This is a genomic window from Mycolicibacterium llatzerense (assembly GCF_000878195.1).
GTDB classification, from domain to species: domain Bacteria; phylum Actinomycetota; class Actinomycetes; order Mycobacteriales; family Mycobacteriaceae; genus Mycobacterium; species Mycobacterium llatzerense.
The window spans coordinates 23,992-40,952 of sequence record NZ_JXST01000008.1; the positions used below are offsets into that span (position 1 = coordinate 23,992).

The 16,961-nt window shown below is 65.9% G+C and carries 18 protein-coding genes, 1 tRNA gene and 1 pseudogene; 8 read left to right on the plus strand and 12 right to left on the minus strand.

Going from position 1 to position 16,961, the window contains the following annotated elements:
• Positions 1-56: 56 nt before the first annotated feature.
• The 4 genes from TL10_RS07450 to TL10_RS07465 all read right to left on the minus strand — a co-directional run bounded on the left by TL10_RS07450 (position 57) and on the right by TL10_RS07465 (position 1,612).
• Positions 57-350 carry a hypothetical protein gene (locus tag TL10_RS07450; protein WP_043985160.1) on the minus strand — a complete coding sequence of 98 codons (294 nt, stop codon included), beginning with the start codon at positions 348-350 and terminating at the stop codon, positions 57-59.
• A gap of 11 nt (positions 351-361) precedes the next feature.
• Entirely contained in the window at positions 362-607 is a 246-nt protein-coding gene (locus tag TL10_RS07455; protein WP_043985162.1) for a hypothetical protein, read from the minus strand.
• A 65-nt stretch (positions 608-672) separates the two neighbouring features.
• Positions 673-1,317 (minus strand): hypothetical protein, encoded by a 645-nt coding sequence (locus TL10_RS07460; RefSeq protein WP_131630700.1) that lies wholly within the window; start codon positions 1,315-1,317, stop codon positions 673-675.
• A 221-nt stretch (positions 1,318-1,538) separates the two neighbouring features.
• A tRNA-Ile gene (locus TL10_RS07465) sits at positions 1,539-1,612 on the minus strand.
• Between the two features lie 128 nt (positions 1,613-1,740).
• On the opposite strand from TL10_RS07465, the gene TL10_RS07470 reads away from it, so the two are divergent.
• The 3 genes and pseudogenes from TL10_RS07470 to TL10_RS07480 all read left to right on the plus strand — a co-directional run bounded on the left by TL10_RS07470 (position 1,741) and on the right by TL10_RS07480 (position 4,655).
• Positions 1,741-2,511, plus strand: coding sequence for an HD domain-containing protein (locus tag TL10_RS07470; RefSeq protein WP_052506336.1), 771 nt, complete (start codon positions 1,741-1,743; stop codon positions 2,509-2,511).
• A gap of 58 nt (positions 2,512-2,569) precedes the next feature.
• Positions 2,570-3,814: a phytanoyl-CoA dioxygenase family protein gene (locus tag TL10_RS07475; protein ID WP_043985164.1), complete on the plus strand. Its 1,245-nt coding sequence runs from the start codon at positions 2,570-2,572 to the stop codon at positions 3,812-3,814.
• A 38-nt stretch (positions 3,815-3,852) separates the two neighbouring features.
• Positions 3,853-4,655: pseudogene (locus tag TL10_RS07480) on the plus strand (acyl-CoA thioesterase).
• A gap of 21 nt (positions 4,656-4,676) precedes the next feature.
• Here the strand turns inward: TL10_RS07480 and TL10_RS07485 are convergent.
• A complete protein-coding gene (locus tag TL10_RS07485; protein WP_043400419.1) occupies positions 4,677-5,921 on the minus strand; it encodes an NADH:flavin oxidoreductase/NADH oxidase family protein in 1,245 nt (414 codons plus the stop codon).
• A 124-nt stretch (positions 5,922-6,045) separates the two neighbouring features.
• Here TL10_RS07485 and TL10_RS07490 point away from each other — a divergent pair, with 124 nt between their 5' ends.
• The gene (locus TL10_RS07490) at positions 6,046-6,633 is read left to right on the plus strand and encodes a TetR/AcrR family transcriptional regulator (protein ID WP_043400416.1); all 588 of its coding nucleotides are present in this window, start codon (positions 6,046-6,048) and stop codon (positions 6,631-6,633) included.
• Positions 6,634-6,643: 10 nt separating this feature from the next.
• Here the strand turns inward: TL10_RS07490 and TL10_RS07495 are convergent, their stop codons facing one another.
• A complete protein-coding gene (locus TL10_RS07495) occupies positions 6,644-7,486 on the minus strand; it encodes a carboxymuconolactone decarboxylase family protein (RefSeq protein ID WP_423136061.1) in 843 nt (280 codons plus the stop codon).
• Positions 7,487-7,500: 14 nt separating this feature from the next.
• On the opposite strand from TL10_RS07495, the gene TL10_RS07500 reads away from it, so the two are divergent.
• Positions 7,501-8,526, plus strand: coding sequence for a threonine aldolase family protein (locus TL10_RS07500; protein ID WP_043985166.1), 1,026 nt, complete (start codon positions 7,501-7,503; stop codon positions 8,524-8,526).
• A 118-nt stretch (positions 8,527-8,644) separates the two neighbouring features.
• Here TL10_RS07500 and TL10_RS07505 read toward each other — a convergent pair whose 3' ends face one another.
• Positions 8,645-9,343, minus strand: a complete 699-nt coding sequence (locus TL10_RS07505) for an RsiV family protein (protein ID WP_110788993.1) — start codon at positions 9,341-9,343, stop codon at positions 8,645-8,647.
• A complete protein-coding gene (locus TL10_RS07510) occupies positions 9,344-9,997 on the minus strand; it encodes a sensor domain-containing protein (RefSeq protein ID WP_052506337.1) in 654 nt (217 codons plus the stop codon).
• 168 nt (positions 9,998-10,165) lie between these two features.
• On the opposite strand from TL10_RS07510, the gene TL10_RS07515 reads away from it, so the two are divergent.
• Complete coding sequence (locus tag TL10_RS07515; protein WP_131630701.1) at positions 10,166-10,657, plus strand: hypothetical protein; 492 nt, start codon at positions 10,166-10,168, stop codon at positions 10,655-10,657.
• Between the two features lie 15 nt (positions 10,658-10,672).
• Positions 10,673-11,116, plus strand: coding sequence for a hypothetical protein (locus tag TL10_RS07520; RefSeq protein WP_043985169.1), 444 nt, complete (start codon positions 10,673-10,675; stop codon positions 11,114-11,116).
• A gap of 522 nt (positions 11,117-11,638) precedes the next feature.
• Here the strand turns inward: TL10_RS07520 and TL10_RS07530 are convergent.
• Positions 11,639-12,076 (minus strand): hypothetical protein, encoded by a 438-nt coding sequence (locus TL10_RS07530; protein ID WP_043985171.1) that lies wholly within the window; start codon positions 12,074-12,076, stop codon positions 11,639-11,641.
• A gap of 156 nt (positions 12,077-12,232) precedes the next feature.
• Here TL10_RS07530 and TL10_RS07535 point away from each other — a divergent pair, with 156 nt between their 5' ends.
• Positions 12,233-12,619, plus strand: coding sequence for a hypothetical protein (locus TL10_RS07535; RefSeq protein ID WP_043985172.1), 387 nt, complete (start codon positions 12,233-12,235; stop codon positions 12,617-12,619).
• Between the two features lie 47 nt (positions 12,620-12,666).
• Here the strand turns inward: TL10_RS07535 and TL10_RS29490 are convergent, their stop codons facing one another.
• The 3 genes from TL10_RS29490 to TL10_RS07550 form a co-directional block, all read right to left on the minus strand.
• Positions 12,667-13,827: a hypothetical protein gene (locus TL10_RS29490; protein ID WP_131630702.1), complete on the minus strand. Its 1,161-nt coding sequence runs from the start codon at positions 13,825-13,827 to the stop codon at positions 12,667-12,669.
• 246 nt (positions 13,828-14,073) lie between these two features.
• Complete coding sequence (locus tag TL10_RS07545; RefSeq protein ID WP_043985173.1) at positions 14,074-15,444, minus strand: metallopeptidase TldD-related protein; 1,371 nt, start codon at positions 15,442-15,444, stop codon at positions 14,074-14,076.
• Positions 15,444-16,961 (minus strand): TldD/PmbA family protein, encoded by a 1,518-nt coding sequence (locus tag TL10_RS07550; RefSeq protein ID WP_043400403.1) that lies wholly within the window; start codon positions 16,959-16,961, stop codon positions 15,444-15,446. The genes TL10_RS07545 and TL10_RS07550 overlap by 1 nt, the downstream gene beginning before the upstream one ends.

Consider the following 16,961-nt stretch of genomic DNA (forward strand, 5'->3'; position numbering starts at 1 on the left):
CGTCCCGCCCGCGCCATCGGGTTCCTTTCAGAGCCCGCCCCGGTTGAGCCCCAGCGCTAACACACGTCCAGCGGAACGTTGCCGCGTTGAATTTCAGTGGCGTAGTTGAACATCTGGCGGTCGTCGCCGAACCCCACACCGCGACTATCCAGGTACTCCACCACCGCGTTGCGGCACCAATTGTCCCGAACCATGTTCCAGGTGTCCTTGCATAGCTGAGGTGTCGCCGTCGACACCCGCCCGCAGTTGAACATGAACAGGTCAAAATTGTCGTCCGCTCGCGCTAGCGGGGAGACCGAAATTGCCACCACGACCCCCGCGGCAAGTCCCGCGCTGATGATTCGCACCATCTGTCCCCCCATTAGTTCACGGCCACTTCGGGCTTCGGCCTGGCGTGCGCAACGAGCGCCAAGGCGATGCGGAGCGGTCCTAGCAGCAACAGCGTGCACCAGAAGAACGACCACGGTCGGTCTCTGGGCGCAACGACGAACGCAGCGAACGCTGTCGCGAGCCACATCGTCACCGCGAAAATCAGAACCATCCAGAACGGCGAATCGAGTGGATGCTCAAGCCACGGGAGCTGAACCTCGCCCTTGTTGTCGTTCACGTCTGGAATCTTCGCGCGTCTACGCACAGCTGACTTGCAGAATTCAGCAAAAAAGTTTGGGCCCTTCACGCCAAAGGTGCGTCATCGGACCAACCAAAATGCTGCGCAGTAGACAAGACCTCGTATGCGAACTGCCGGAGCATCGCCAGGTGTCCGTTTTTCGGCCACTGCATCACGCCTTGCTCGAACGGAGCTGGCCCGTCATAGGTCATGTCGCCCGTAATCCCGATGGACCAATCGCCATGCATGAGCTCGGTGTAGAAGCGCTCCAGTTTCCGATCAACGTGAGCGCCGCCATCCTTGTTGGCGGCGTTGGTGATGATCCGCCGCCGCGAAACCGCCGCCTTGGCTTTGATGGAGTCTGAATCCCACCAGGTAGCGAACGGCACTTCGACCAATTGAAGGTCCAGCCTTGGGAGCAGTGAGGTTGGAGTCGGCGAATTGACGTCAATCTTCACGGCAAGCAAGTCTCTCCAATCCGCGAAGTGCGTGGTGGGAGTCGCCAGTACAGTGCAGTCGCGCATCGCAAGATGCGTCATCAGCGAGGTGCTCATCTGGGTGTCGTGAAATAGCACGCGCATCACCGTCGCCATGCGTACCGCTTCCTCCTCATCCCCCTCGTCGTACGCCTTCGCGGATCGCGCTAGGAAGCGCAACTGCTTCCCAAGTTCATCGCGCATCCGCAGATCGTCGGCCACTACTGCACTCATGGCTCACAGGGTATTGGCCGGCCCCGACAGCTCTCGGCGTGTCGCGATCCGTGTGCCGCTCACCAGTGCGATTCGGAGTGTTCTGCCCCTGGCCGGGCTTGAACCGGCGACCAATCGGGTAGCGGGTCCGGCGGCCCTCAGTCGCCGGGGCAACGCCGGGGCGACGGGTGTGAGCGGGGCACCGAAATACCCCGTTCGGGTCATCTACCAGGCGCTTTGAGTAGGGCGGGCGGGGCTCGAACCCGCGACCAAGGGATTATGAGTCCCCGGCTCTAACCAACTGAGCTACCGCCCCTTCGCGAAGATCGCGGCCACCATGTTCCCATGCCTCCGCTGGAACAGATCGGACTGGTCGGGCCAACGCCCGCGGCGTTACGGTGCAACAGACCGATTGGTCAGTGGATCGACAGGACGCGGTGAGCGGTGAGCACTCCAGACCCCAACCGGCTCGGCGGCCTCGCCTGGGCCCGGCGCACCCGCGGCACTCTCACCGGGGCCGAGCGACGCCGGCTGATCGGCGCCATCGCGGCCACTCAGGTGGTCAACGCCGTCGGCCGCCTGAAGCTCGCGCTGGGCAGATTGCCCGACGGTGCGGCAGACATCGACGTCCGCGATTTCGTGGCGCCCGACTCCCGGCTCGCCCGTGAGGCCGAGTCGGCCTGCGCAGAACAGTCCGATCTGCTGGCCGCGCACTCGTACCGGACCTGGCTGTGGGGCATGGCGTTGGCCGCGCTGGACCGGCAACCGCTCGATCGTGAGCTGTTCTACTGCGCCGCGCTGGTCCACGACTGGGGAGCGATGAGCACGGTGGCGGGCGAAGACTTCACGATCCGCGGCGCGGAGCGCGCGCTGGCCTGCGCGCGGGCCGCAGGTCTCGACCCCGTCCGCGCCGATCTGATCGCCGACGGCATCTGCTGCCACACCACCCCCGGTGCGACTGTCGAGCGCGACGGAGCGATCGCGTATTACACGCAGTACGGCGCGATGGTCGACGGCGCCGGCTTGCGTGCGTGGGACGTCGCGCCCCACAACATCGAAGAGGTGCTGCGCCGACACCCCCGCGGGCCAGGCTTCAAACGCGGCCTGAGCGACATCATCATTGCCGAGGCGCGAGCGGTCCCGGAGGGACGCTTCGGGCTGGCCCGGCGCTGCGGCATGACGCTCGCGGTACATATGGCACCGTTCGACAGCTGAACGGCTCTTGGGGCGGGTGCCGGCACCCGTATCTTTGGCTGGAACACGAAGGGACACAATGGCGACCGACGAGTTGGGCACTGGTCTTCCGTGGGTCGATGCCATCGCGGCGTCGTTTCCGCAGCATTCGTTCGACGCGTTCCATACCCGCGATCTGCCCGCGCTCAACGCCCGACACGGCGCCCTCGTCGTCGACGACCTCGCCGGTGTCCCGCCGCTCGCCTTCCAGCTCCCCGACGGGAAGGCGTTCACCTGGCGCGCGACGCCGACCGGAGTGGAAACCAGCGCAGGCGACACCAACGCCCCCACCCTGATCGAGTTCGACGAGACCACGTTCTCGGCCTTCCTGCACCGACTGCTGTCAGCGTCCGGCGCCGTCCGCACCGGCCGGGCGCGCCTGGTTCGCGGCACGCTGCCGGACTGGCAGCGCTGGGAGCCCGCCATCCAGACCCTGCTGAGCGGCACCCCGATCTACACCGCTGCGGTGCGGGACACGCTCATCGACCGGGACGGCCGGCCGCTCGATCTGAACCACACCTTCACCGCCGACGACGACATCGACGACCTGCGCCACTTCTTCAACGTCGCCGGCTACCTGCACATCCGCGGCGTCTACAGCCCCGACGAGATCGCCGCCTGGGGCGCGGAAGTCGAGAAAGTCCGAGCCATGAGTACGCCGGGCGACCCGTTCTCGTGGTGGTCGCTGAACTCAAGCGGATCCGAAATCGTCACGCGCATCAACTATCTGGGCCGCTACTCCGACGTCCTCCAAGCGCTGTGCGCCGAACCTCGAACCACTGCGTACGCCCGACTGGCGGGCCCTGAACTCCGGGTCTGCGACGACCGGCTCGACGGGCCAATGGTTTTCATCAAGAACTCCGATGTGGTCAAGGGTGACGGTGATCTGGGCTGGCACGTCGATGACGGCATCGGCGGGCACCCCGTCATGTGCCCACTCATCCAGGCGGGTATCCAGCTCGATCAGGCCAACGCGGACAACGGCCAGTTGATGGTGCTGGCCGGGTCGCACCGCTACACCAAGCACTGGCTCCAATGGGGGCACGAGGGCGACCTCCCCGTCGTCAAGCTCGACACCGAACCCGGCGATCTCACCCTGCATTACGGCGACATCATGCACAGCACTCCCCCGCCGACCGCGCCGGATGCCGGGCGCAGGGTCCTGTACTACAAGTTCGCCGAGGAAAAGACGTTCGGGTGGATTCCGGCGGGCTGCCACTACAACGACGCGCTCTTCCGCGCCGACGCCGCCGGCAAGGTATCCAGCCGCGCCGCCACACACTGACGGCGGGCACGCGACCGGCGCCAGGCATCATGTTGAACGTGACCAGTTCTCACTCGCTCGACCAAGCCCTGGACTTGCAGCCCATCGATGACACCCGCATGCGCGGCTGCACCCAGCCGGACTGGGCGAACATGGTCGGCCCGTTCGGCGGGGTCACGGCCGCGACACTGTTGCATGCGGTCGAACTGCGGCCGGACCGCATCGGTGAACCGTTGGCCCTCACCGTCAACTACGCGGCGCCCATCGCCGACGGTGAGTTCGACATCACGCTGAAGCCCGCCCGCACCAACCGGACCAACCAGCACTGGATCGCCGAACTCAGCCAAGACGGCGACATCAAGACGACGGCCACCATGGTCTTCGGCATCCGGCGGGATACGTGGTCGGACGACGAGTCGCGGATGCCGAGCGTGCCGGGACCCGAGGGACTCGCCATCAGCGGCCCGCCTCTGCCGTGGGTCAGCCAGTACGACATGCGCTTCGTCGAAAATCCTTTTCCGGCAGAGGATGCCCAGCCCAGTGAGTCGTCGAGGACGACGCTATGGGTGCGGGACGCGAACCAACGTGGCCTCGACTTCGCCGCCCTCGCCGCGATGTCCGACATCTTCTATCCGCGAGTTTTCTGCGGCGCGGCGGCTTCTTCCCGGCCGGGACGATCTCGCTGACCACGTACTTCCACGCCAACGGGCACGAGCTCGAGAACATCGGCGGTGACTACGTCTTGGGCAGCGCGCACGCAAACCGCTTCTCGGACGGCTACTTCGACCAGAGCGCCCACGTGTGGACCCGCGACGGTGCGCTGCTCGCCAGCACCCATCAGATCGTCTACTTCAAGGGCTGACGCGCCAAAGCGCGTCCAGCCTCAGAGCCCGCGCTTGCGCCCGAAGGACGCGCGGCCGTTACGACGCACCATTGCCACGGTGGTCGCGAAACGCCCACGTTTGATGTCGGGCCGCAGACCGGCGCCGAGGCGGTGTAGTTGATCGGTGTGCCAATTGAGGTCGAGCAGGCCGTCCATCGTCTTGAGATTGACGACCCGCCCGACCACGGGCGGCACGCCGTACCGAATGGTGTGCGCGGTAAGAGCTTCCGTGTGACCGGCCAGGATTTGTTCGGCGGCGTTGGTGGTGGTTGCAGTCGGCCGGCCGAGGCCGATGACATCGCATTCGCCGCCCGAGACGGCATCCTGCATCGCGCTGCGCGACCGGAATCCCCCGGTAACAGCCAACGGCACATCACCGATCAATTCGCGTACCGTGCGCGCGTACTCGAGGAAGTAGGCCTCGCGCGCCCGGGTGCTCGCAGCGGCCGCGCCCATCATGGCAGGCTGTTCGTAACTCCCGCCGCTGACCTCGATGAGGTCGATCCCTTCCGAGGCGACCGCCGCCAGCACACCTCGGGATTCGTCTTCGCTGAATCCGCCCCGCTGGAAGTCCGCTGAATTGAGTTTGAGCGCAACGGCGAAACTCGGCGAGACCCGGCTGCGGATGCGGCGGATGATCTCGATCAGGAAGCGCATCCGCCGTTGCGAATCGCCGCCCCACTCGTCGTCGCGCTGATTCGACAGCGGCGAGAGGAACTGCGCGACGAGATAGCCATGCGCGCCGTGAATCTCGACGCCGTCGAAACCCGCTGTCTCGCAGACCGCGGCGGCCGTCGCGAACCGGTCTATGATGTCCTCGATCTCGCCGGACGTCAGCTCACGAGGTGTTGCCGCACCGGGAAGCTTGAGCGGAATCGCGCTGGGCGCGACCGGGACATGTCCGAGTGCGAGCGGATTCGATTGACGCCCAGGGTGATTGATCTGCGCGAAGATGGGGGCGCCACCGTTCTTGGCCGTCTTGGCCCAACGCGACAGCGCGTCGAGATCGCGCTCGTCCTCGATCACGACGTTGCCCGGTTCGCCCAGCTGCGTGCGGTCGACCATCACGTTGCCGGTGACGATCAGGCCGTAGCCGCCACTGCCCCACGCGGTGTACAGCCGTTCGAGACGCTCATCGGGCGCGTTGCGCTTGGTGCCGAGCGCTTCGCTCAAGGCGGCCTTCATGATTCGGTTCGGCAGCACCAGACCGCAGGGCAGGGTCAACGGGTCGTGCAACGCGGTCACGGACTGGTCCTCTCGTCGGCCATCAGATGTTCGGACGCAAGCGAAATCATCGGGCACGCGGTCGCAGTATATCGATCGGTATACCGACCGCGACGCTAGTACACCGAATGGTATATTTCAAGGCGTGCGGGTACGCGAACGTCTCATCGCGGCGACGGCGTCGCTGATGCGGTGCCATGGCGTCGCCGGGACGGGCATCGCCGGAATCGTCGACACCAGCGGCATCACCCGACGCTCGATCTACGTCAACTTTCCGGGCGGCAAGGCCGAACTTGTCGCTGCCGCAACGCGTTCGGCGGGCGATGAGTTGGCGGCGATATTGCGCGACAACATGTCGGAGCCTGATCCGGTCGCCGCCTTCGCCAAGATTTGGGCCGAGCATCTCATCGAGACGAATTTCGAGGGCGGGTGCGCGATCGTCGCGGCGGCGACGAGCCGGGACGAAGCACCCGAGGCGGCCGACGCCGCTGCGGAGGTGTTCGAGGACTGGGTCCAACTGATCGCCTCGCGACTTGCCGAAGCGGGCATCAAACCCCAAGTCGCGCAATCGCTGTCAACCACCATTGTCGCCGCGATGGAAGGCGCAGTGGTGATGGCACGCGCCGCGCAGTCGACGACCCCGCTGGACTTGGTCTCCCAGCACATCAGCGAACTCGTCGCCGCGCACCTCCCCGCGCCCCGGCGTGCACCGCGAAAGCGGTCAGCGGTCTAGAGGCACTGCCTCAGGAGAACACCGGCTGACCGTCAGCTCCCAGCAGATACCGCTCGGTGCCTTCGGCGACCCGGGGTGCGTCGCCGCCCAGCGCTACGGCGATCTTGTTGATGGCGTTGCGCATGACGTCGAGAGTGATCTCGGTGGCCTCAGCGTCGGAGAAGTGCGCCCGCACGTCGGCGGCCACCTCGGCCGGAATCCGCGACGGCGTCCAGACCAGGGCGTCGACATAGCGCAGCGCCGCCTTCTGCCGCTCGTCGAGCAGCGTTGACGATTCGTACAGTTCGATCTCGGAGTACAGGGACTCGTTGCCGCCGGCGTCCAGCGCGGTGCCCTCACGCAACGACTTACACAGCCGGCAGTTGTGGGCGGCCGCTCCGCGCAGCCGCACCACCTCGGTCATCACCGGATCGAGCTCGCGGCGCGCCCCGACCGAGCTGGCGAACTGGTTCAGCAGCAGGTCCACCGGATCGGTGGCGTGGTCCCAGCCGTCGGGGTCGGCTACCGGCGGCAGCCCCAACGCGGCGAATCCGGCCCGCACCCGCGGCACGAAATCGGCAATGAACATCAGCGCCACGATGCGAAAACTATTGGCGCCCAGGGCTGCAGTGAGCTGTCCTCGCTGGGCCACAGACACCACGGACACATCGGTGCTGAACTGCTCGGCGAAGTCGGCCACCAGCGGCTCGGCGTCGGAGACGGGCCCGAACACCTCTTCATAGGGCAACGCCGCCAGGCCCAAGGTCTCGGCACACGTCTGCCGCATCACCGCATTGAGCCGGCGATCAGCCGGTGGCGACAATGCGATCAGGGCCGTCAGTAGATCCTCCACGCTCTGGATTATTGCCGTGATGAGACCATCGACGCATGGGTTCGACCGTCTCGGCCGCATTCGCCTCCGATAACGCTGCTGGCGCACACCCCCGGGTGATCGAGGCCATCATCGACGCCAACCCGGGCTCGGTGAGCTCGTACGGCACCGACCCCAGCACGGAACGTGCAGCGCAGGCCCTCAGAGCAGCCTTCGAGGCCCCCGACGCCGACGTGCTGTTCGCGCTGACGGGTACCGCGGCCAACGTCATCGCGCTGGCCTCCGCGGTACAGCCGTGGCAGGAGATTCTGTGCAGCGACATCGCGCACTCGTTGCTCGACGAAGCCGGCGGACCCGTGCGACTGTCCGGCGCACAGCTGACTCCCCTGCCCAGTGATGACGGGCTGATCGCGCCGCAGGAACTCGATCGGCACATCGCCCGCCGCGGGCCGGTGCACCACTCTCAGCCGCGCATCGTCACCATCACCCAGTCGACCGAGAACGGCCGCGTCTGGTCACCCGCCGCACTAGCGCAGTTCATCGACTACGCCCACCAGCACGACCTGCTGGTCCACGTGGACGGCTCGCGCATCGCCAATGCCATTGCCGCGCTGGACGTCCATCCGCGCGACGCCATCGGGGACGCCGACATCGTCACCGTCGGCGGCACCAAGAACGGCATGCTGTTCGGCGACGCTGTGCTGGTGCGCCGACCCGAACATTTCCCCGGAATTCGGTTCGTCCAGAAGCAGATAGGTCACCTCGCCAGCAAGCACCGCTTCATCTCGGCTCAGTTCGAGGCAATGCTGCGCGACGACCTCTGGTTGCAGAGCGCGGCCCACGCCAACCGCATGGCTGCGACCTTGAGCGCCGGGATGGCGGAGGCGGGGCTGCCACTGGCCGCACCGACCGAGGCCAACGAAGTGTTCGTCATCCTGGACGCCCCAACCACGGCGCGCGTCCGGGAACAGTTCGCCGTCCACGCTCCGGATCCGCTGCGACCCATTGTCCGGTTCGTCTGCTCCTGGGCGACCAGTGACGAGGACGTCGCCGCGGCGCTGAAAGTTATTGCGCCTGACTGACCGATGACATGCGCGTAGGTTCCACATGTGGGTGAGCAGTTGACTTCTTAGCCACGGGGATTCAGACGGACGTTGGCCGCCGCCCGCGGCCGGTTGTCGACCAATCCGTGGATGACGATCACTGGGCGAGAACCTGCATGACCGGTGCCAGCAGACCAGTCAACTGAGACCATGGGACTGTGATCACCGGCTGGCCGTGGGCGAATTGATAGTCCTCGAAATGGATTTCGAGTCCTGCGGCAGTCGGAATCCAGTTATGGAAGTTCTTCTCGACAGGCGCATTGCCCGGCCCATCGCCCATCGGTCCCCCGTATACCGTGGGCCAAATCTCTTTCGTTTGTTCCGAAAGTCGGTTGAGCCCGGCCTGGGTGTCGGTGAACAGGTCGCCGAGGGTGATCGGCGCGGCGGTGCGGGTGTCAATGACGATGGTGGTGACGTAGTCCAACGGGTGAGCTCCACCCTGGTGGTAGTAGGCGCCGTGGAGCACCTGTGAAACCGCCGTCGGGCGAAAGCTCACGGTCGGGGTGGAATCAAAGGTCGCGTGGTCGCGCAGGACTTCGTCGCCATCGAGCATGGCGGCCATCGTCCGCCCAGATGCAAGGCTAGCGGCGTTGAATACCGTTGCCACAGCATCATTGCCACCCGCTAGCTGGCCCACATTGACGTGCCAGCCGTCGCCCAGGTCGATGGTTGTGGTCGTGACGGTGTAGGTGGCGCCACCGCTGGTGCCAGTATCGGCAACCGCGGTGCTCGGCACAGCCAGGGTGAGCGCGAGCAGCGTGGCTATGGTCTTGCAGGCCTTCATGATCGTGATCATCTAGGGGACTTTCTTGGCGACGAGCGTGAGCACTGTCTGGGCAATCCGCGGATCGGTCGAGAAGTGCGCTGCGCCGATCTCGATCAACACCCGTCCACGCAGCGCGTCGATGTCCACGCTTCCTGGCCCGTTGACGCTGTCAGGGTACTGGATCAGCACCATTGACGGTTCCGGTTCGGTAAGGGTGAACCCGGCGCCAAACACGTCGGGTGACGGGTGCGTGCGGCATTGCCGTGCAGCAGTTTTCAGTGCGTCGAAGGTCCGTCGAGCGGTATTGGCATCGGGATAAACGGCGACGCTCTGGCGAACACCGATATTGCTCGAGCCGCTGTAGCGCGCCGACGCGAAGTTCGACCAGGTGCTGCCGAACACCTCGTCTTGGTTGACGAAGTGCCGACATGGCGCCGACAGTGTGGCGTCCATGCTGTGGTCGACCCACGGGCTGGTGAGGTCTTCGTTGGGATTGGTGTGCAATGTGGGCCCTCCGACGATCGATTGCACCTGTGGCAGCGGCCGAATCATGTCGCCGCTACGCAATACACCGATCGGGGATGCAGCAGACGTCATAGGAATTGTGTTGAGGCACACCAGCGCTGCCGCGGCGGCGAAGCCGCGGGACAGCCAGATCTGAGGCTCAGGCAGCGCGATCACCATGCCCGTCGAACTCGGTTGTGCACCACGACAGTTATCCCCCGCACCTGGCCGATGAGTCACAGTCTCCTTGTTAATTGTCCGGCCAGTTCGGCAGGTCTCCTGACACCAATTTGTCGGCCAGCCAATTTGGCGTGAGTTGGGGACGCGTGTGCCAGATAGCCTGGCTTGATGGTAATCAACCGGGTAGGCCTGGGGCTGGCCGTCCTCGGCGCCGCTGCCGTCATGACCGCCGCGGCGCTCGTGCGGCTGCAGTCCGGCGGGTGGATTCTCATCACCAGCTCTGTTGGCATCGCGGGCAGTGCCTTGTGGGTGAGCCGCGGCAACCACCGAGCAGCGGTGCTGCCTGTCGCGGTGTGTGTCCTGAGCAGCGTTCCGATCCTGGTCGGCGCGGCGCTGTCGAGCGCTATAGGTCCTGGGTTGTCGTTGCTACCGCATGCGATCGCCGCGATAGGCGTCGCTGTTGCTTTGGTCGGCTCGCTACTTCTCGCCCGGCGCCCAGTCGACGCCGACGATCAATCTTCGTCTACCCCAATAGTTTCAGGGTACGGCGCCGTGCCCACCACCAATGACAACTGCCCACGCTGCAAGCGGTGGGTGAAGGCCGGAGTCAAGACCTGCGGCTACTGCGGGTTCGCAGTCAAGCGTTACCGCGCCGTTTGACCAAGGGCCATCAAGGTGACTGACAACATGATGCATGCGATTTCACCCCCGCGGTTGCGCGGCCCCAGATGGTTGATGCTCGCCGGCCTAGCCGTGCTCATGATCGATCTCGGGTTGACGACCTGGGGAATCCACCGGGATTCTCAGTGGAACGCGACCGTTGTCGGGCTCTGTAAATCCGGGTACTTCCCTTCCCACTTGCCGCCCCTACCGGAAAACGGGTGGATCGGGGTGGTGACTCTGTGCTCGATCGGCCCGGCGGCCGTGATCACGCTTGTCGGGGCCATACAGCAGGGTCAACGCTCACACAACGTGCGTGGCATTGTCACGGCCCTCGTGGCGGCCGCCGTCGCGACCCTGGTCGCCTCCGGCCCATTGATGTTCGGGTTGTTGATGATTGAGCCGCGAACTGCTGGCACAGGGACCGATGGCAGCGGCCTGCCCTGCCCCGAGGGCTGAACAGCTTGCGCGCCGTGGGGGCGCCGTGAGTGAAGTACGCCAGGCATTCTGGCCGCAGAGCAGGTGTCAGGCGCCCTAACGTCGGCGACGCCGCGAATAGGCCCCAACGAACAGCATCAACGCCCCGAATCCGAATGCCATCAGCGGAAGTCCAACTGACTGCGAGTACGCCTTGCCGTCATGAATGCGCATAGGCACGGTCTCGCCGGGGTCCGGTAGCGGCATCGCCACGATCCAGACCGACCTGGCCACCGTGCCGTCTCTCCACTGGCCACTGCACTCGCTGTTGCGCCCGACATCGTGGCATTCAAGTACCTTCACGTCCGCGGTGATTCCAGAGTGCTGGGCCCACAGCGCGTACATCCCGAATCCGAGGCACGCTACGCCGAGGACGATGGCAATCCACTCCCGGATGCGGCTTGTGTGAGACGGCTCCGGTCGGTGATCCGTTGTGCCGCTGTGCTTACCACCCACTGCCGGCTGCCTCGAACATCGGCAGATCGGCGAAGCGCGATTGTGTGATCACAGACTGATCCAGACGTAGAGCGCTTGCCCAGGATCGCTCGCGGCGGAGACGAACAGCGGGTGCAGCGCCGTCATCATCTCGTGCAGATCCGCGTCGGTGGTGCCGGCGAAATCCTCGGTGCGGGCCCAGCGCTGCAAATGCGGGCGCAACTCGTCTAGCGTCGCGCTCGCAATGAGTTGGGTTGTGCCAGAGGCGATTTTGACGACCATGCATGAGTAGTCGTCATGGTGGGCCACGTCCACGGCATGGTCATCACGTGAGACGAGGGAGACGGCCTCGTCGGAGACGGGGTCCAGGCCGAGCAGGATGGCCTCGAGCGAGGCTAGTTCGCTGCCGGGGTCAGGCCCTATGACGGCGTTGGTGGGGCCGGTGTCGAGCACGTCCGCAGCCGCGGCGTCCGAACTCGCCAGGAAGTACTCATTGATGACACCCACGCCAACCCCCTCTGCTCCCCTGGGCAGAATGATACGGATGTACGAGAGCCATGCGATTCTCGCGCGGATGCGGCCGGAGTTCGGCAAGCCCTTCTTGGACCGACGTGTTTTTTTCGCGTGAGCAGGCCTGTCACCATCGCATCTAGAATTGGCGTTATGGGAAGCAACTACGCGCCCAACCCCGGCACCGCGATCGACACTGCGACGCGGCCAGCATGGCAGCGAACCGGACACGATCACTTTCCTTATGCCGCAAACCAATCCGGCCACTGGTGGGTGCTTCGCGCCAACTATGGGTTCCCCGAGCACGATCTGTACACCTTGTTCGTCGACGGCCAGGCCGTCGCCGACATCACGGCCAACCCCTACCACCCCCTGCCGCTGCTGGCCAGCATCGGTGCCCTGCGTCTGACCGACCCAGATCCGGCTGTCCCGATGCTCGACGACGACGTCGCCGACGCGGACGTGGGCGCCGTGGCCAGCTACGTCAATTACGGAAGCGAACACGACGATCCGTGCCTGTTCTGCTCCGGCGAAAGCTGACTGAACTGCGACTGGCGCCGGCAAGGCCCCACCGAGCACAGCGTGCCTCATCGAGTTTGTAGGTCGATAAGTCCGCCGTCGGCTCGGTAGCCCTCGACTGGCCTGAGGACGTAACTGTCGCCGATCGTGTCGGTCCGGTAGAACCGCTCGAACATCTCGGCTGCCTCCGGTGCGGCGAACACCTCGTGGCGGCTGATCGTCTGGACGCTGCGCGGCAGCACGATGTCGACGTCCCCCTCAGCGGGGTCGGCATGCTGGTGGCCGACCACCGAACGCACTGATACCGCACCGATCTCGGCTCCGCCAGGTTCGCAGTACTCGATCACCATCGCATCGGCGCTGCCGGCGGCTTGCAGGTACCGCGACGTGGAGAAGTCCGCCGGCACCCCAGCGGATGGGCGGGTGCTGAGCACGATGGCCCACGGGTCGGAGCCGTCGAGATCGTGCAGGTGATGGGCCATCATCCCGCGGTGATGTTGCCGAGCCAAGTCGACCGACACATCGCTTCGCTTGGTCTCGTACATCGCCGAGTAGTCGTGCGTGGGTCTGAGGCTGACCCTGAAGTCGTAGTACGCCTGCGGACCTTTCGCCCACGCCGACAGGTACTTGAGTACATCGACTTCCGAGGACATCCCGCCGCCCTCGCCTCGGGCGATTGCGTCGTCCGCCACCGTCGCTGCCTCGTCGCCCCGGCCAGCGGCAATCAGCGCTGTCACCTTACGAGTCAGCGCCCGGTTCGGGGCGATGCCGTCGCCGCGCTGCTCGAGCGCCGACACATAGTCCGCCACCGTGGGGTATTCGGCGGCGAACTCGGTTCGGGTGCGTTCGAATGCGTCGAGTACCGGGACCCAGCCGGGCTCGTCCGTGGCCAGCACGTCCAGCGAGCCTTGTCCGATACGCAGCGGCTGGACTCTGAATGCCCCGTTGACGCGGCGGTTGATCCGCATCTGGGAACCCATCACGACGTCGGGAAGGAAAGCGTCCCAGAGTATCTCGTCGACGGCCACTGGCTTGATTGTGACGGTCCAGCCGATCCGCAACGTGTTGGGGTCTTTGTCCGGGTGGAAGACCTGCGGATAACACAGTTCGGTGAGGTAGACGTCGTCGAGCACAAACCCGGACCCGCTGACGAACCTCATCCCCCGACTACGGCACGCCGGCCGCAGCGCATCGTCCCAAGCCTGCTCCGCCGCTGATCGTTTCGCCATGATTCCTGATCCCCCAATGCCAGCTCAGCGCCGATGGTGCAATGCGCCGGATATCTGCAGGCTACAAGCAACCAAAGACACCACCCGACACTAATTTCCGTCGCACGCCCGGCAACGATCGTGGGGACGCCTATCGCGGGTATCGGCTGCGGTGCCAGATCGGCGGGCACGTGATACCCGATCAGCTGGGCAGTCCGTCACCGGTGGCGAGCAGCCGCGACGAGGACGTCGCCGCGGCGCTGAAAGTTATTGCGCCTGACTGACCGATGACATGTGGAAGTCGGGAATCCGCAGCGACGGCATCTGGGCGCGGGTGGCCCAGTCGCCCCATTCGCGGGGCAGCGTCGTCTCGCTGACGCCGGCCTCGGTGGCGCGGCGCAGCAGGTCCAGCGGGCTCTCGTTGAACCGGAAGTTGTTGACCGCGCCCGTCACCTCGCCGTCCTCTATGAGGTAGACGCCGTCGCGCGTCAGGCCCGTCAGCAGCAGCACCGTCGGATCGACCTCACGCATGTACCACAGCGTGGTCAGCAGCAGGCCGCGCTCAGTGCTGCCGATCATCTCGGCCAGGCTCACGGTGCCGCCGGTCATGAGCAGGTTGTCGGCGGGCACCGCCACCGGCGCATCGAATTCCGCTGCGGCAGAGCGTGGATAGGCCAGCGCGTTCACGACGCCGTCGCGAATCCAGTCGACGCGGCCGATGTCCAGGCCGTTGTCGAACACCGATACCCGCTCCGACGAACTCGACGCCGCCACGAACGGCAGGCATTCCAGCCCGGGCGCAACAGGATCCGAGTACAGCGTCAGCCCGAGATCGGTGAGCTTCTCCCCCACCCGGGTGCCACCCGGCGCCGACAGCGCGGTGCGCCCTTCCTGGGCGCCGCGGCCGTCCATGCTCCAGCCGAGGTAGATCATCATGTCCGCAACGGTCGACGGCGGCATCAGCGTCTCGTACCGGCCGGCGGGCAACTCCACGGTCTTCGATGCCCAACCCAGCCGCAGGCACAGGTCGTCGAGCATGGAATCGATTGGCACATCGACGAAATCGGCGGTGCTGACCCCGGCCCAGGCGCTGGCCCCGCCACGTTTGGCGTTGACCTCCACCGAGCCGGTCGGCTGTGTGAACCGCCGCCGGATACCGCCCGACGTGGCCAGATAGGTGGTGTCGAGCTCATGCCGGGCGAACCCGTACAGCGCATCGCTGCGGTGGAAGCCGTCGACGAGACGCGCACCCACGTCGCCGAACACCGAAGCACCGGTCAGCGGCGACGGTGCCTCCCAGTCGTCGGACACCTCCTGGCCGGCCAGCGCCGGCGCGCTGTCGCGGGCCTCCGGTGCCGCCTGCGCGGCATCCTGCGACGCCGCCACCAGACCGGCGATGGTCGCCGGGTCGACCTCACTGGACTTCACCGCGCCGACCCGGGACTTATCCCCTTGCCGGACAATCGAAATGACGGTGGTATCCCGGCTGACCGACTCGCCGTTGGTGGTCATGGTGTTGCGGGCCCAGCGCAGCGACGCGGTGGATCGGTCGGTCACCAGGACGATGGTCTCGTCGGCTCGACCCCGGCGGGCGGCCTCGGCCAGCACCAGGTCGACAACCTGCGGTGCACTGATCATCAACGCCCCGATTCAGTTCGCGTGTTGAGCACATTGATTCCCCGGAACAGGGCGGACGGGCAGCCGTGGCTGACGGCGGCCACCTGGCCAGGTTGCGCCTTGCCACAGTTGAACGCCCCGCCGAGGCGCCAGGTCGATTCTCCGCCAACGGCTTCCATCGACCCCCAGAAGTCGGTGGTGGTGGCCTGGTAGGCGACGTCGCGCACCTGCCCGTCCAGCTTGCCGTCGCGAATCTTGAAGAAGCGCTGCCCGGTGAACTGGAAGTTGTACCGCTGCATGTCAATTGACCACGACTTGTCGCCGACGATGTAGATGCCGTTCGCGACACGACCGATCAGGTCGTCGGTGCTCAGATCGTCGGTGCCGGGCTGCAACGACACGTTGGCCATCCGCTGGATGGGCACGTGATGCGGCGAGTCCGCGTAGGAGCAGCCGTTGGACCGGGCCACCCCCAGTTTCGGCGCGAACACCCGGTCCAGCTGATAGCCGACGAAGACGCCGTCGCGCACCAGGTCCCAGCTCTGCGCGCGGACGCCTTCGTCGTCGAATCCGATGGTGGCCAGCCCGTGTTCGACGGTGCGGTCGGCGGTGACGTTCATGATCGGCGACCCGTACTGCATGGTGCCCAGCTTGTCCGGGGTGGCGAACGAGGTTCCGGCGTAGGCCGCTTCATAACCGATGGCGCGGTCGTATTCGGTGGCGTGGCCGATGGATTCGTGGATGGTCAGCCACAGGTTCGTCGGGTCGATCACCAGGTCGGTCGGACCAGCGGTCACACTCGGCGCCTTGACCTTCTCGGCCAACAGCGTCGGCAGCTCGGCCAATTCGGTTGTCCAGTCCCACACCTCGTCACCGGCGACGGCTTCCCAGCCGCGGGCGGTCGGCGGCGCCAGGGTGCGCATGCTCTCGAACGATCCGGCGGCGCTGTCCACGGCGACGGCTTCGAGCATCGGCTGCACCCGCACCCGCTGCTGGGTGATCGACGAGCCGAACACATCGGCGTAGAACACCTGCTCCTTGACTGCCTGCAGCCCCGCTGACACGTGGTCCACTCCGTCGGCCGCGAGCAACCGGCCCGAGTACTCGCCCAGCAGCGCGATCTTGTCAGCAGCGGTCACCTCGAACGGGTCGACACCGTACGGCGACACCCACGACACATCGGCGTACACCGGTTCCGGCGCCAACTCGATGCGTTCGGCGTTCAGCGGCGCCAAGGCCACCGCGACCTGCACCGCGCGGCGCGCGGTCTCGGCCGCGACCTCAGGTTTCAGCTCGGCATGTGAGGCGAAACCCCAGGTGCCGTCCACGATCACCCGCACGGCGAGCCCGATCTCGCGGGTCACCACCGAGGTCTCCAGCTCGCCGTCGCGCAGCTGGATGTGCTCGGTGGTGATCCGGTGAACCCGGAGGTCGGCGTAGCTCGCACCAGCAGCCAGCGCGGCCGACACCGCGGCCTCGGCCAGCAAATGGCGCGGCAGGGCCAGGAAGTCGGCGTCAACCCGTCGCAGCGCAGTCAC

Excerpts from the sequence above, each read along its gene's own strand:
- TL10_RS07450 (WP_043985160.1), bottom strand. The coding sequence starts at position 350 with ATGGTGCGAATCATCAGCGCGGGACTTGCCGCGGGGGTCGTGGTGGCA.
- TL10_RS07460 (WP_131630700.1), bottom strand. The coding sequence starts at position 1,317 with ATGAGTGCAGTAGTGGCCGACGATCTGCGGATGCGCGATGAACTTGGG.
- TL10_RS07475 (WP_043985164.1), top strand. The coding sequence starts at position 2,570 with ATGGCGACCGACGAGTTGGGCACTGGTCTTCCGTGGGTCGATGCCATC.
- TL10_RS07500 (WP_043985166.1), top strand. The coding sequence starts at position 7,501 with ATGGGTTCGACCGTCTCGGCCGCATTCGCCTCCGATAACGCTGCTGGC.
- TL10_RS07505 (WP_110788993.1), bottom strand. The coding sequence starts at position 9,343 with ATGATCACGATCATGAAGGCCTGCAAGACCATAGCCACGCTGCTCGCG.
- TL10_RS07510 (WP_052506337.1), bottom strand. The coding sequence starts at position 9,997 with ATGGTGATCGCGCTGCCTGAGCCTCAGATCTGGCTGTCCCGCGGCTTC.
- TL10_RS07515 (WP_131630701.1), top strand. The coding sequence starts at position 10,166 with ATGGTAATCAACCGGGTAGGCCTGGGGCTGGCCGTCCTCGGCGCCGCT.
- TL10_RS07535 (WP_043985172.1), top strand. The coding sequence starts at position 12,233 with ATGGGAAGCAACTACGCGCCCAACCCCGGCACCGCGATCGACACTGCG.
- TL10_RS29490 (WP_131630702.1), bottom strand. The coding sequence starts at position 13,827 with ATGGCGAAACGATCAGCGGCGGAGCAGGCTTGGGACGATGCGCTGCGG.
- TL10_RS07545 (WP_043985173.1), bottom strand. The coding sequence starts at position 15,444 with ATGATCAGTGCACCGCAGGTTGTCGACCTGGTGCTGGCCGAGGCCGCC.